This window comes from Saccharopolyspora soli (assembly GCF_022678645.1).
GTDB classification, from domain to species: Bacteria; Actinomycetota; Actinomycetes; order Mycobacteriales; family Pseudonocardiaceae; genus Saccharopolyspora; species Saccharopolyspora soli.
The window spans coordinates 1-12,923 of the sequence record NZ_JALBWV010000035.1 but is presented as its reverse complement, the minus strand read 5'-3'; the positions used below and the strand labels follow the sequence as shown (position 1 = coordinate 12,923).

The following is a 12,923-nucleotide window of genomic DNA, read 5'->3' as shown; positions in this document are numbered from 1 at the left end:
GTCATACTGGCCGCGTGCCGGTTTTCACCCGTCCGATCGACGGCGACGCGAGCGCCGCGCAGGTGCTGCGCTGCCTCGCGGCTCGCGCACGTCGGCGCGGCCTTCCGCCGCCCGCCGCGCTCACCGGCGACTGGTTCGGCGGCTCCGCAGTCCTCGCGCCATCGGTGCGGATCACCGCGACCCCGCCGCAGCGGGCATTCAGCACCGCGGACACGGCGCCGATCCCGGCGGAGCCGGGGCCGGTAGGCGGCGGCTGGATCGGATACCTCGGCTACGGCCTCACCGATCCTGGCCAGCACGCCCAGCCCAGGCGGCTGCCAACGGCGGCCTGGGGTTGGGCCGACCACTTGCTGCGCCGCGAAGCGAGCGGGCAATGGTGGTTCGAGGCGCTGGGCGCCGCAGAACCGGGATTGGTCGCGGAGCTCGCCGAGGTGGTCGCCGCAGGCGATCCGCCGCAGGCGGCGTGGGAGGCGGGGCCGGTCGGCAGACCGGACGCCGACCAGCACGGCAAAGCCGTGCGCGGATGCGTGGAAGAGATCGCCGCAGGCGAGATCTTCCAGGCCAACATCTGCAGCCGGTTCACGGTGCCGTTCCGGGGCGATCCGCTGGAGGTGTTCGCGGCCGGTAGCGAGCGGTTCCAGCCCGCGCGGGCGGCGTACGTGGCCGGGGCGTGGGGTGCGGTCGCGTCGTTGTCGCCGGAGTTGTTCCTGGCCCGGCGGGGTGGGGTGGTGCATTCCAGCCCGATCAAGGGGACCCTGCCGCGCCGCGGCCCGCGCGACGACGGCAATGCCGAACTGCTCCGATCGTCCACGAAGGACATCGCGGAGAACGTGATGATCGTGGACATGGCGCGCAACGACCTCGGGCGGGTTGCCGAGATCGGCGGGGTGACGGTGCCCCGGTTGTTGGGCGTGCAGCCGCATCCCGGTGTGTGGCACCTGGTTTCGGACGTGCGGGCGGAGGTCCCCGAGGACCTGTCGAACTCGGCTCTGCTGTCGGCGACGTTCCCGCCAGCCTCGGTCACCGGCGCGCCGAAGGTTCGGGCGCTGGAAGTGATCGCGGAACTGGAATCGCAGCCGCGCGAGGTCTACTGCGGCGCGGTCGGCATGGTCTCCCCTGTTGCGGGCCTGGAACTCAACGTCGCCATCCGCACTCTCGAATACGCCGACGGGGTGCTGCACCTGGGAGTCGGCGGCGGGATCACCGCGGACTCCGGCCCGGAGCGGGAGTGGCAGGAAGTGCTCACCAAGGCCGCCCCGATCCTGTCACTGCTCGACGCATGAGCCCGCGGCGCCGGTGGTGGCGTTTCGAGGTGAAGGGCACCTCTTACCAAGTAAGAGGGTGCGCGGATTGGCTTGCGTGGCGGTGCGGGTAGCGGAACCTCAGAGGTCTTCTCGGTGTGGGATCCCCGACATCATGTATGCCGACACCACGTCGGGGCTGTCCTCGCGGGGAGAACCCCAGAGGGGTGGGCCACCGTGAACCCGCGGCGCAAGCTGCGAGGGTGGGAGGAAGCGGCTCACGCCGCTTGCCTGACGGCCCCCTCGACATGCCCAATCCGCGCGAGTTCCCACAGCGTGGCGATTTCGCGCGGAATCCCCAGATCCGCACCGCAGAACGAGCGGAGTCCGCGGGCATGCATGGCCGCCCGATCCCGCTTGCTCAGCTGATCAGGGACAGCGCCTGTTCGGCGGTGACGCAGCCCGCCGTCGCCAAGTCGAGGTTCGCCAGGGACGCGGCGTGCACCGCTTCGTCCGCCGCCGCGACGCAGTCGCTCACCACGTGCACCGTGAAGCCCAGGTCGGTGGCGTGCCGGGCGGTCTGCTCGACCGTGAGGTTGGTGGCCACACCGGTGATCAACAGGGTGTCCGTGCCGCGTTCGGTCAGCGCGGGCGCGAGATCGTTGCCCGCCAGCCCGGAGAGCTTCTGGTTGTCCACGGTTCGTCCGTCCAATTCGGACATCTCCCGGATCAGCGCGGTGCCCGGCGCATCCGGCCGGAAGGACTCCTGCGCATCGCCGACGGCCCGCATGAACTCGGTGTTGCGCACCAGCGCACCTTCCCCCACCGGCACTGCGAACCGGGTGAACACGAGCTCGGCCCCGGCGTCCCCGGCCGCCCGGTGAAAAGCCGCGGCACGTCCCACCACCCCACTACGCGCCACCGGCTCGGCGAGCATGCCGCCGAAGAAACCATCGGGCTGGATCACGTTGACCTGCCAGTGCAGGGCGAGAACAGCAGTACGCATCCCGCGATCTTGCCGCACCCCACCAACACCGAACACCCAGTTCCCAAAACTTCAGCACTCGTCCACGGAGCTCCGTTCAGGTGAGGAATGAAGGGCACCTGAGACCGGCACTCGGTCAAAGGTGCCCTTCACTCCGTCCTCATCGCTAGCGGCGGGCGGCGAGGACTGCGTCGTAGAGCTCCTTCTTCCGCACGCCCGCGAGCTCCGCGACCTCCGCTACCGCGTCCTTCAGCCGCACGCCTTCGGCGGCGCGCTCCTCCACTCGCGCCACCAGCTCCGCTGGATCGATGGCCACCGGCTCGGCTCCGCCGAGCACCACGGTGATCTCGCCGCGCACGCCTTCGGCGGCCCAGGCGGCGAGCTCCGCGAGGCTGCCGCGGCGGATCTCCTCGTACGTCTTGGTCAGCTCGCGGCAAACCGCCGCTCGCCGCTGGCCGCCCAGCACCTCGACGGCGTCGGCCAGGGCATCCGCCAACCGGTGCGGCGCTTCGAAGAACACGCAGGTGCGCTCCTCGGCGACGAGTCGGCCGAGCCAGCGGCGTCGTTCCGCCGACTTGCGCGGCGGAAACCCCTCGAAGCAGAACCGGTCCGACGGCAGCCCGGACACCGCCAGCGCCGTGGTGACCGCGGATGGGCCGGGCAGGCACGTCACCGGCAGCTGCTCCGCGACGCAGGCCGACACCAGTCGGTATCCGGGGTCGGACACGCTGGGCATCCCGGCATCGGTGACCAGCAGCACGGTGCGGCCTTCGCGCAGCGCATCCAGCAGCATCGGCAGCCGCGCCGACTCGACGGCCTCGTAGTAGCTGACCACCTTGCCGCCGGGTGTGACGCCCAGTGCGCTGGCCAGCGCACGCACCCGCCTGGTGTCCTCGGCGGCGATGACGTCGGCGGAGCCGAGGGCGTCGACCAGGCGTGCCGAGGCGTCGCGGGCGTCGCCGAGCGGGGTGGCGGCGAGCAGCAGCGTGCCGGTGTCCATAGCTGCACAGCGTATTTCCGGTTCCTGCTGGGGTGCGGCCCGCCCGGCTGGAGGTGAACGCGCGACCTTAGCCAGCCGGGCTCACCGACGGTCTCCTACGATCGGGGGTTGTGAGCGTCCTCGTCCCCAACTCCGGTGGCCGCAGCGGCGACGAACTCGTCCACGTCGGCCGCACGCCATCGGCCCGGCCGCCGGGCGAGCACGATCCGCGCCCCCTGCTCGACGTGATGATGCCCACTGATCGGCTGCGAAGTTGGCTGGTCACCATCTCGATCACGCTGGTCGCGGGGCTCGTGCGGCTGTGGGACCTCGGACGCGCCACCGACGAGGGCACTCCCGTCTTCGACGAGAAGCACTACGTGCCGCAGGCGTGGCAGATGCTGCGCAACGGCGGCTACGAGGACAACCCGGGCTACGAACTGGTCGCGCACCCGCCGGTCGGCAAGCAGATGATCGCGATCGGCGAGTGGCTGCTCGGTTACAACCCGTGGGGTTGGCGCGTCTTGGCCGCGCTGTTCGGCACGGTGATGGTGCTGCTGATCATCCGCATCGCCCGCCGCATGACCCGATCGACGTTGCTGGGTGCGCTCGCTGGCGTGCTGCTGATCTGCGACGGGGTCAGCCACGTGCAGTCGCGGGTCGGGATGCTCGACATCTTCCAGGCGATGTTCCTGCTCGCCGCGTTCGCCTGCCTGGTGGTCGACCGCGATCAGGTGCGCACCCGGATGTGGCAGGTCTGCGTGGACGGGCGGTTGGCCGCGAGCAGTTGGGGGCCGCGGCTGGGTTTCCGCTGGTGGCGGTTGGGCGCTGGGCTGATGATCGGACTGGCCTGCGGCGTCAAGTGGAACGGCATCTACTACATCATGGCGTTCGGCCTGCTCAGCGTGATCTGGGATGCGCTGGCCAGGCGGGCGGCCGGGGTCCGGCGGCCGTGGCGAGCCGCGCTGGTGCGCGACACCGCTCCGGCGCTGTGGGCGCTGTTGGTGTTCCCGCTGCTGGTGTACTTCGCGACCTGGGCGGGCTGGTTCGCCAGCGAGACGGCCACGGATCGGCACGCCACCCTGGTCGCCGACGACATCGGCTTCGGGTTCCTGCCGGACGCGCTGCGCTCGATGCTCTACTACCAGCTCAACGTGCTGGACTTCCACACCCACCTGGTGACGCCGAAGGTTCCGCACCCGTGGGAGTCCAAGCCGTGGGCGTGGCCGATGGGCATGCGCCCGATGCTCTACTACTACGAGTCCGGAATGCCGGGTTGCGGCCGGGCCAGCTGCATCGAGGCGACGATGTTGATCGGCACCCCGGCGATGTGGTGGCTGGCGCTGCCGGTCGCGGCATGGGCGGTCTGGCGCACCACGAGCCGGATGGACTGGCGCTACGCCGCGGTGCTGGTCGGTTACGGTGCGGGTTACCTGCCGTGGTTCACCAACCTGGACCGGCAGATGTACTTCTTCTACGCGACGCCGCTGGCGCCGTTCCTGGTGCTGGGGATCGTGCTGGTGCTGGGCGAAGTCCTCGGTTCGGCGCGGGACCACTTCGAGCGGCGACGAACCGGGCTGCTCGCGGTGTCGCTGTACGTGGGGCTCGTGGTGGCGAACTTCGTGTGGCTGTGGCCGATCCTCAACGGCGAACCGATCACCCAGGAGCACTGGCAAGCCGAACTCTGGCTCCCGTCCTGGCGCTGACCCGTTCCCGAACTCGTTGTCGGTCGCGGCCCTCCTGGATCACCCGATGGAATGGTGGGTGAGGGGCACCCTTTACCAACTTACTTGGTAAAGGGTGCCCCTCACCTCGAAGACGCGGCGGTGCCGTCAAGTGCGGGGTTCCCAGCGGAACCATGCTCGGGACAGGATCGTCAGCAGTACCGTCCAAGCCAGCAGCGCACCGAGGGCTGGGAGGGCGCCGAGTGCGTCCTCGCCCGACATCGAGCGGCGTACCAGGTCCGCGAACGCGCCGCCCGGCACGGCGAGCATGATCGGCGTTACCTCGGCGCTCATCGACATCCACATCGCGCCGCCGATCAGGACGAAGAACCACGGCAGCGTGGTGATCTGCGCCTGTTCCGCGGTGGATGTCCGGCCGCTCGTCGCAGCGCCCGCCGCCACGCACAGCGCCGTTCCGACGAGCATCGCGACCGCCAGCAGCAGCGGATTCGCCACCACTGGTGCTCCCAGGACTGCCGCGATCACGAGCACCGCGACCGCCTGGACGATGCCCAGGACGACCACCGGAGCCAGCAGGCCGGTCAGGATCGCCGACTCCGACGGCTCCCCGCTGCGCAATCGCTTCAGGTACAGGTCTTCGCGGCGGCTGGTCAACGCCGCGGTCACCGTGAAGTAGACCGTGAACCCGAGAACCATCAGCAGTTGCAAGGAAAGCGTCGTCGACCAGACCGGCGCGCCCGCGTTCTCCGGCACCGAATGCGCCAGGAAGAAGCCCATCAGCATCGGCAGCAACGTCGCGCTGGTCGCGACAGTCTTGTTGCGCAGCAACAACTTCGCTTCGGCCCGGCTCAGGGCGAGGACTGCGCCGCTCATCGGGTGGTCACCTCCTGGCGGACGGCGTGGAAGATGTCGTCGAGCGATGCCTGGTGGGCGCGCAGTCCGGCGAGTTCCAGCCGCTGCGCGTCGGCCCACCGCAGCAGCAGGTGCAGATCCCCCTGCAACTCCGGCGTGCGGATTTCGACGCGGGTGCCAGCGGTTCTGGCCATTCCGGCTAGCGGCGGCAGCTGGACCGGGCACCCCGCGTCGAAGCTGATCCGCGCCTGCTCGCTGGCCAGCACGTCGACCAGTCGGCCGGACACCGCGATGCGGCCCTGGTGCATGATCGCCAGCCGGTGCGCCAGCCGTTCGGCCTCTTCGAGGTAATGCGTGGTCAGCAGCACCGTCGTACCGCGAGCGAGCAAGCCGCGCACCAGGTCCCAGGTGGCGCGGCGGGATTCCGGGTCCATCCCGGTGGTCGGCTCGTCGAGGAACAGCAGTTCCGGATCGCCGAGCACGGCGAGTGCGAGGTCCAGCCGACGCCGCTCACCGCCGGAGAGCTGCTTGACCCGCACCGCACGGCGCGGGGCCAGTCCCAGAGCGGCCAGCGTCGCGTCCACATCGGACTTCCGGTGCCGCATGGCGCTGGCCAGCTCCGCAGTTTCGAGCACCGTCAGGTCACCGGCGAACCCGCTTTCCTGCAACATGATCCCGGTCCGGCGGCGCACCGCTGCGCGATCCTGCCGGGGATCCCGCCCGAAGACCTGGACCGCCCCGGCAGCCGGTGCGCGATGCCCCTCGATGGTCTCCAGCGCGGTCGTCTTGCCCGCGCCGTTGGTGCCCAGCAGCGCGAACAGTTCGCCCTGCCGCACCTCGAAGTCGATGCCGCGGACCGCTTCGAAGTCGCCGTAGCGACAGCGCAACCCGCTCACCCTGATCACCGGTGATGTCATGCGTCCAGGCTCGCCGGGCCACACACCTGTGGGTAGAGCGTTCCGTCAGCGGCCAGTACGGGTCCTGTCAGGAAAAGTGATGACTGATGTCATGGCCGACTGAGCAGTCCACGCGCCGCGGATGCAGGATGCTGGACGGGTGAGCGAAACCGACGCGGGCGACTTCGACCCCCGCCGCATCCGGCACCTGCGCCGCTACACCTGGTGGTCGATCGTGCCGACGCTGCCGGTCTTCGCGGCGTTCCCGGTGCTGAACCTGGTTCTCGGTGCCTTGCAGGGCTTCTACAACGCGGTCGAGATCGTGGTGCTGTCGGTGATCGTGCTGGTGATCGCGGTCCACGGCACCCGGCTGTGCGCCAGCCTGATGAAGGGCCTCGGTCGTGGAGAGCAACGACCCGCGGTCGACGGTGTGGTCTTCGTGCTGTCGCTCGGTGCCATGGTCTACGCGCTGCTCCGCGACCAGAGCGGGCTGGCGTGGGCGATGCTGCTCAGCGGTCTGGCCGGGGCGCACATCTCGGCCGCGCCGCGCCGGTTGCGCTGGCCGATGACGATCGGGGTCCTGGGGCTGACCGGCGTGACCGCAGCCGTCGCGGTCTCCCCGATCAATCCCCTGCTGGCTGTGGACACCGGTGTCTACATCATGCTCATCGTCGGAGTGATCGTTTCCCTGATGGTGGGGGTCGCGTGGTTCTGGGACATCGTGCTCGAACTGGACCGCGCCCGTGCGGTGAGCGCCGAGTTGGCCATCGCGAAGGAGCGCCTCCGGTTCGCCGCCGATCTGCACGACATCCAGGGCCACCACCTGCAGGCGATCGCGTTGAAGGCGGAACTGGCCGAACGGCTCGTCGGCACCGACGACGACGCGGCCCGCAGGCAAGCCGCCGAGGTGGCCGAACTCGCCCGAACCGCGCTCAAGGACACCCGCGAAGTCGTGCAGGGGTATCGACGCAGCAACCTCACCACGGAACTGGACAACGCCCGCGAAATCCTGGAAGCGGCTGGCATCCAGACCACAGTGGACGGTGATGCGACGCGGGTTCCGCCGCCGCTGCAACCGCTGTTCGGCGCGCTGGTGCGCGAGGGCACGACGAACATCCTGCGGCATTCCCACGCCGAACGGTGCGAGCTCAGCATTTGCGTCGACGGCTCCCGCACGCTCGTCGTGTTGCGCAACGACCGCGCGAACCCGCCGAACGGCGCCAGCGGGTCCGGCATCGACGGGCTGCGGCAGCGGTTCGGCACGCTGGGCGGGTGGGTCGACACGGACCGGGTCGATGATCGGTTCGAGCTGCGCGGATCCGCTGAGGAACCCGGGAGGACGCCGTGATCCGAGTGGTGCTGGCCGACGACGAAGACCTGATCCGAGGAGCGCTGGCGGCGCTGCTCGATCTGGAGCCGGACCTGACCGTCGTCGCCCAGAGCGACAACGGCAACGACGCGATCCGAGCGGTCCGCGAACACCAGCCGGACATCGCGGTCTTCGACCTGGAGATGCCGGGGCTCGACGGCGTGCAGGCCGCCCAGCGCATCGGCCCGGAGACACCGATCGTGCTGGTCACCCGGCATGCCCGCCCAGGGGTGTTGAAGCGGGCGCTGGCCGCCGGGATCCGCGGCTTCGTGCCCAAGACCACCCCGGCGTCCCGGTTGGCCGCGATCCTGCGCGACGTGCACGCCGGTGGCCGCTACATCGACCCGGAGATCGCGGCCAGCGCGCTGACCGGGGGCAGCTGCCCGCTCACCGATCGGGAGCTCGAACTGCTCAGCCACACCCTGCGCGGCGGCACCATCGCCACGATCGCCGCCGCAGTGCACCTGGCGCCGGGCACGGTCCGCAACTACCTGTCGTCGGCGATGACCAAGCTCGGCGTGGCAACCCGCCACGAAGCGGCCCGCCACGCCTGGGAAGAAGGCTGGATCTGATGGGTCAGCCCAGGTCAGCGAGGGTCTTGCGGAGCGCCGCGACGGCGTCGACGATCTCCTCCGGGCGGACCGACAGGGGTGGGCGGCAGCGCAGCGAGTCCGGGCCGGACGGCAGGAACAGCGTTCGGTAGGTCTCGCGGGCGATCGCGATCGCCCGGTCCCGCTGGGCCGGGTCGTGGAAGGTGATCGCGCACATCAGGCCCCGGCCGCGCGGGGCGCGGATCACCGCCGGGAATTCCACCGCCAGGTCGCGCAGCTCGCCCAGCAGCAGGTCGCCCATCGACCGGCTGTGCTCGAACAGGTCCTCGCGCTCGACGACCTCCAGGATCCTGGTCGCGCGCACCATGTCGACCAGCGAGCCGCCCCAGGTGGAGCTGATCCGGCTGGGTTCGCGGAAGGCGTTGTCGGCGACCTCCAGCACCCGGCGCCCGCCCATCACCCCGCACACCTGCAGGCGCTTGCCGAACGCCACCAGGTCGGGCTCCAGGCCCAACGCCTGGTGCGCCCAGGGCTGCCCGGTCAGCGCACCGGTCTGCACCTCGTCGGCGACGGTGAGCACGTCGTGCTCCCGGCAGAGTTCCTGCACGGCCCGCAGGAACCGGGGCCGCAGGTGCCGATCGCCGCCCTCGCCCTGGATCGGCTCGTACACGAAGCAGGCGATCTCCCGGCCGTACCTGCGCAGCGCGGCGCGGGCGGCGTCGAGCGCAACCACTTCCTCCGGCAGCAGTTCGGTGACATCCCAGCGCTCGCCCGGTTCGACCGCCGGGCTCGGAATGCGCGGCCAGTCGAACATCGGGTAGTCGCGGATCTTCGCCGGATCGGTGTTGGTCAGCGAGAGCGTGTAGCCGCTGCGGCCGTGGAAGGCGCGTTCCAGGTGCAGCACGCGAGAACCGCGCGCCGCGATCCCGGCGCGCGCGTTGACCTTCGTCTTCCAGTCGAAGGCGACCTTCAGCGCGTTCTCCACCGCGAGCGTGCCGCCGTCGATGAAGAACAGCAGCGGAAGGTCCGGTACGCCGACCACGCGGCGGAAGGTCTCGGCGAAGCGGGCCTGCTCGACGGTGGCGAAGTCCGGGTTGGACGGCTTGATCCGCCCGGCGCGCACCAGTGCCGCCTCGAAGTCGGGCGTGCGCAGGCCCGGATGCCCGTGCCCGAGCGGCGCCGAGCTGAAGAACATGGTCATGTCGAGGTATTCGGTGCCGTCGCGGACGTCGCGGATCCGGCAGCCTTCACCTGCGGCGAGGTCCACCACGATGTCCAACAGGTCACCGGTCACGTGCTCCCGCAGCGCCGTCACGGCGTCGCTCGCCGCGGCGCGCGGGGTGGGGACATCGGTTGCCACGTCGCGAACGGTCTCCTGCTGAGCGGTCATGTTCGGCCTCCCGGCTCCGTGTAGGCGCGGTACTCCAAGTCACCTTGTCAAGAAGAATTACATCAGAGATCCGACAATAAGCAACATATTTCCGTAAACACCACGTCAAAGCGAAAGATTTTCTTTTGCCGTGCCCAGGCGGCGGTCGACCACGACGAACTCACCACCCGGCCGCCGGACCCCCGATGGGCTGGCCGAGGTCAGGCGAAGCGGGATCCGTACCCCCACCCGTGCACCGGCGGCACGGGGTTGGCCAGCGGATCGGCCTCGGTCAACGGAGCAGCCGTTCCGCAGACCGCGGCCAGCTGGGTCGGCGTCAAGCAGGAAACGCGGGTTTCCGCGACCGCGCCCCACTCGACCAGCTCCGCCATCGGAAGACTGCTGGTGGACGCGGCGACCACGACGTTGCCGGGACGGCTGCGCAACAGCACGCCGGGCTGGGCGATGACCAGGACGTGCGGGAAGACCGCGGCGACGGAAGCGACCGCACGCAGCGCGAAGCCGAGATCGGCGGCATCCCACATGTTGGCGGCGTAGAGCCCACCGGGGCGCAGCACCCGAGCGACCTCGGACAAGAACTCGACGGCCGCCAGTTCGGTGACGACGTCGCCAGCCTGGAAAACATCCGAAACCACGAGGTCGGCGCTGCCGTCCGCAGCCCCTTCGACACCGGATCGACCGTCCCGCAGGGCGACGTGCAGCCCAGGAACGCGGTCGAGTTCAAGATGTTCACGCACCAGGTCCAGGTCGACCAACTGCCCGTCGAGCTCGTAGACGGTCTGCGCCGAACCAGGCCGGGTAGCGGCGACGTAACGCGGCAGCGTGCAACCAGCGCCCCCGACGAACAGCGCCGACAGCGGGGCGCCGGACGTCCAGTGCCGGTCGATCAGCTGACCGATCCAAGCCGCGAAGGGCATCTTCAGGAAAGTCGGATCCCCGAGATCCACATAGGACTGCGATACGCCATCAACCGCAACGGTCCAGCCGAGTTCCCGAAGCCGATCGGGAATCAATTCAGCGACCCCGAACCGGCAACCGGCCTCGATCCGCCGCCGATCCAAACCAACCACCCGCCAACCCCACAACGACCAACTTTGGCGCAGGCAGCACTGTAGTACTCTGGCCGCGCCGCTCAGCGGCATCTCAGGCCCGGCGCGATCGACTCGGGCTCCTGGTCTCAGCAGCTTCGCGTTCGCGGCGTTGACCGGTTGTTGTGCGGTGGGCGCCGCTCGTTGCCCGGCCGCTCCCGTTCCGCACAGTTTCCTTGCTGTTTGAAAGATCAACCGAATAAGGTCCGCATTCAACTGTCGCAATATGCGTAATTCGATAGCGCAGCACGGCAGGGCGCTCGCACATCTGCAACGACGCGGATTGGAAGGGAAGCTTATGCCGGGAAACCGCGTAGTCGTTTACAAGGGACCGGGCAAGGTCGCCGTTGAAACGATCGACTACCCCAAGCTGGAACTGCCGGATGACGTGGTCAGGGGCCTGGGCATCAAGCGGCAGGCGCCGCACGCCGCGATCCTCAAACTCGTGACGACCAACATCTGCGGCAGTGATCAACACATGGTCCGGGGGCGCACCACGGCGCCCGTCGGGCAGAGCCTCGGGCACGAGATCACCGGTGAGATCGTCGAAGTCGGCGACGACGTGCTCTTCGTCCAGCCCGGCGACATCTGCTCGGTGCCGTTCAACATCGCCTGCGGTCGCTGCCGCATGTGCGACGAGGGCAAGACCGGCATCTGCCTCAACGTCAACCCAGCGCGCGCCGGTGCCGCGTACGGCTACGTCGACATGGGTGGCTGGGTCGGCGGGCAGGCCGAATACGTGATGGTGCCCTACGCGGACTTCAACCTGCTGAAGTTCCCGGATCGCGACCAGGCGCTGGAGAAGATCCTGGATCTCACCATGCTGTCGGACATCTTCCCGACGGGTTATCACGGCGCCTACACCGCTGGCGTGACCACGGGGTCCACTGTGTACGTCGCTGGCGCGGGCCCGGTCGGCCTGGCCGCCGCGCACGCGGCACAGCTGCTCGGCGCTTCCGTCGTGATCGTGGGCGACATGAACGAGCAGCGCCTCGCGCAAGCCCGCAGCTTCGGCTGCGAGACGGTGAACCTCGCTCAGGACGAGGGGCTGCCCGACCTCATCGCCGACATCGTGGGTGAGCCGGAGGTCGACGCCGCCGTCGACGCGGTCGGTTTCGAGGCCCGCGGGCACGGCAAGGACGCCGCGGAGGCACCAGCCACCGTGCTCAACGACGTCATGGCCATCGCGCGGGCGGGCGCCTCGCTGGGCATTCCCGGCCTCTACGTGACCGGCGATCCCGGCGGCATCGACGAGAACGCGAAGATCGGCCAGATCGGTGTGCGGCTGGGCCTCGGTTGGGCCAAGTCCCACTCCTTCACCACGGGTCAGTGCCCGGTCAAGCGGTACAACCGGAAGCTGATGAACATGATCCTCTCCGGCAAGGCCGAGATCGCCAAGGCGGTCAACGCCACCACCATCAGCTTGGATCAGGCGCCCCAGGGCTACGCCGAGTTCGACCGCGGGGAAGCCAGGAAGTACGTCATCGACCCGCACGGCAGCGTCGCCGCGTAGGGCGATGGACCGGTGGTTCTCCGAGGGTTCGAGGGGCAGCCCTCGGAGAACCACCACTCGTGTTCCGGTGCGCGCGGCACGCTCGGCGCCACGCGATCGTGTCACCGAGCCCTGCGCACCCGTGCGCCGAGAACGACGATCGGCCCTGGACGGGGCAGTCCGTGCCGGAATCGAGTTCGGCGGAGGGAGGTGAGAGCCATGGAGCCTCAACTCGAAGTGTGGGAGACCCCGGAGTTCGAGGAGCTCGGCTGCGCGGCCGAGGTGACGATGTACGTGGCGCAGTTGGAGGACTGACAAGGCGCTGGTGTCGTGAGTGCGTAGCCGGGCTCCAGCCCGGTTGCGCACGCACGACCCCTGGCCGATCACTCGCCGCC

At 69.5% G+C, this 12,923-nt stretch carries 12 protein-coding genes; 6 read left to right on the top strand and 6 right to left on the bottom strand.

Annotated elements, in window-relative coordinates; all coding sequences use genetic code 11:
* Nucleotides 1–14 precede the first annotated feature (14 nt).
* Nucleotides 15–1,283: an aminodeoxychorismate synthase component I gene (locus MOQ72_RS24765; protein ID WP_242188024.1), complete on the top strand. Its 1,269-nt coding sequence runs from the start codon at nt 15–17 to the stop codon at nt 1,281–1,283.
* Nucleotides 1,284–1,662: 379 nt separating this feature from the next.
* On the opposite strand, the gene MOQ72_RS24760 is transcribed toward MOQ72_RS24765, so the two are convergent.
* Together MOQ72_RS24760 and rsmI are read right to left on the bottom strand one after the other, a co-directional pair.
* Nucleotides 1,663–2,247 (bottom strand): cysteine hydrolase family protein, encoded by a 585-nt coding sequence (locus tag MOQ72_RS24760; protein WP_242188023.1) that lies wholly within the window; start codon nt 2,245–2,247, stop codon nt 1,663–1,665.
* 145 nt (nt 2,248–2,392) lie between these two features.
* Nucleotides 2,393–3,226, bottom strand: a complete 834-nt coding sequence (gene rsmI, locus MOQ72_RS24755; protein ID WP_242188022.1) for a 16S rRNA (cytidine(1402)-2'-O)-methyltransferase — start codon at nt 3,224–3,226, stop codon at nt 2,393–2,395.
* Between the two features lie 110 nt (nt 3,227–3,336).
* Between rsmI and MOQ72_RS24750 the strand changes: the two genes are divergently transcribed.
* On the top strand, nt 3,337–4,911 hold the full coding sequence (locus tag MOQ72_RS24750; protein ID WP_372495532.1) for a dolichyl-phosphate-mannose--protein mannosyltransferase: 1,575 nt from the start codon (nt 3,337–3,339) through the stop codon (nt 4,909–4,911).
* Between the two features lie 126 nt (nt 4,912–5,037).
* Here MOQ72_RS24750 and MOQ72_RS24745 read toward each other — a convergent pair whose 3' ends face one another.
* Together MOQ72_RS24745 and MOQ72_RS24740 are read right to left on the bottom strand one after the other, a co-directional pair.
* The gene (locus tag MOQ72_RS24745; RefSeq protein ID WP_242188021.1) at nt 5,038–5,763 is read right to left on the bottom strand and encodes an ABC transporter permease; all 726 of its coding nucleotides are present in this window, start codon (nt 5,761–5,763) and stop codon (nt 5,038–5,040) included.
* Nucleotides 5,760–6,659: an ABC transporter ATP-binding protein gene (locus MOQ72_RS24740; RefSeq protein ID WP_242188020.1), complete on the bottom strand. Its 900-nt coding sequence runs from the start codon at nt 6,657–6,659 to the stop codon at nt 5,760–5,762. The genes MOQ72_RS24745 and MOQ72_RS24740 overlap by 4 nt, the downstream gene beginning before the upstream one ends.
* Before the next feature lie 139 nt (nt 6,660–6,798).
* Here MOQ72_RS24740 and MOQ72_RS24735 point away from each other — a divergent pair, with 139 nt between their 5' ends.
* On the top strand, nt 6,799–7,986 hold the full coding sequence (locus tag MOQ72_RS24735) for a sensor histidine kinase (RefSeq protein WP_242188019.1): 1,188 nt from the start codon (nt 6,799–6,801) through the stop codon (nt 7,984–7,986).
* Complete coding sequence (locus MOQ72_RS24730) at nt 7,983–8,579, top strand: response regulator transcription factor (RefSeq protein ID WP_242188018.1); 597 nt, start codon at nt 7,983–7,985, stop codon at nt 8,577–8,579. The genes MOQ72_RS24735 and MOQ72_RS24730 overlap by 4 nt, the downstream gene beginning before the upstream one ends.
* Nucleotides 8,580–8,583: 4 nt before the next feature.
* Here MOQ72_RS24730 and lat read toward each other — a convergent pair whose 3' ends face one another.
* Nucleotides 8,584–9,948 carry an L-lysine 6-transaminase gene (lat, locus tag MOQ72_RS24725; RefSeq protein ID WP_242188017.1) on the bottom strand — a complete coding sequence of 455 codons (1,365 nt, stop codon included), beginning with the start codon at nt 9,946–9,948 and terminating at the stop codon, nt 8,584–8,586.
* 200 nt (nt 9,949–10,148) lie between these two features.
* Nucleotides 10,149–11,018, bottom strand: a complete 870-nt coding sequence (locus MOQ72_RS24720; protein ID WP_242188016.1) for a spermidine synthase — start codon at nt 11,016–11,018, stop codon at nt 10,149–10,151.
* A 316-nt stretch (nt 11,019–11,334) separates the two neighbouring features.
* Between MOQ72_RS24720 and fdhA the strand changes: the two genes are divergently transcribed.
* Together fdhA and pqqA are read left to right on the top strand one after the other, a co-directional pair.
* A complete protein-coding gene (gene fdhA / locus MOQ72_RS24715) occupies nt 11,335–12,549 on the top strand; it encodes a formaldehyde dehydrogenase, glutathione-independent (RefSeq protein ID WP_242188015.1) in 1,215 nt (404 codons plus the stop codon).
* A 198-nt stretch (nt 12,550–12,747) separates the two neighbouring features.
* Complete coding sequence (pqqA, locus tag MOQ72_RS24710) at nt 12,748–12,843, top strand: pyrroloquinoline quinone precursor peptide PqqA (RefSeq protein ID WP_242188014.1); 96 nt, start codon at nt 12,748–12,750, stop codon at nt 12,841–12,843.
* The last annotated feature ends 80 nt before the right edge of the window (nt 12,844–12,923 follow it).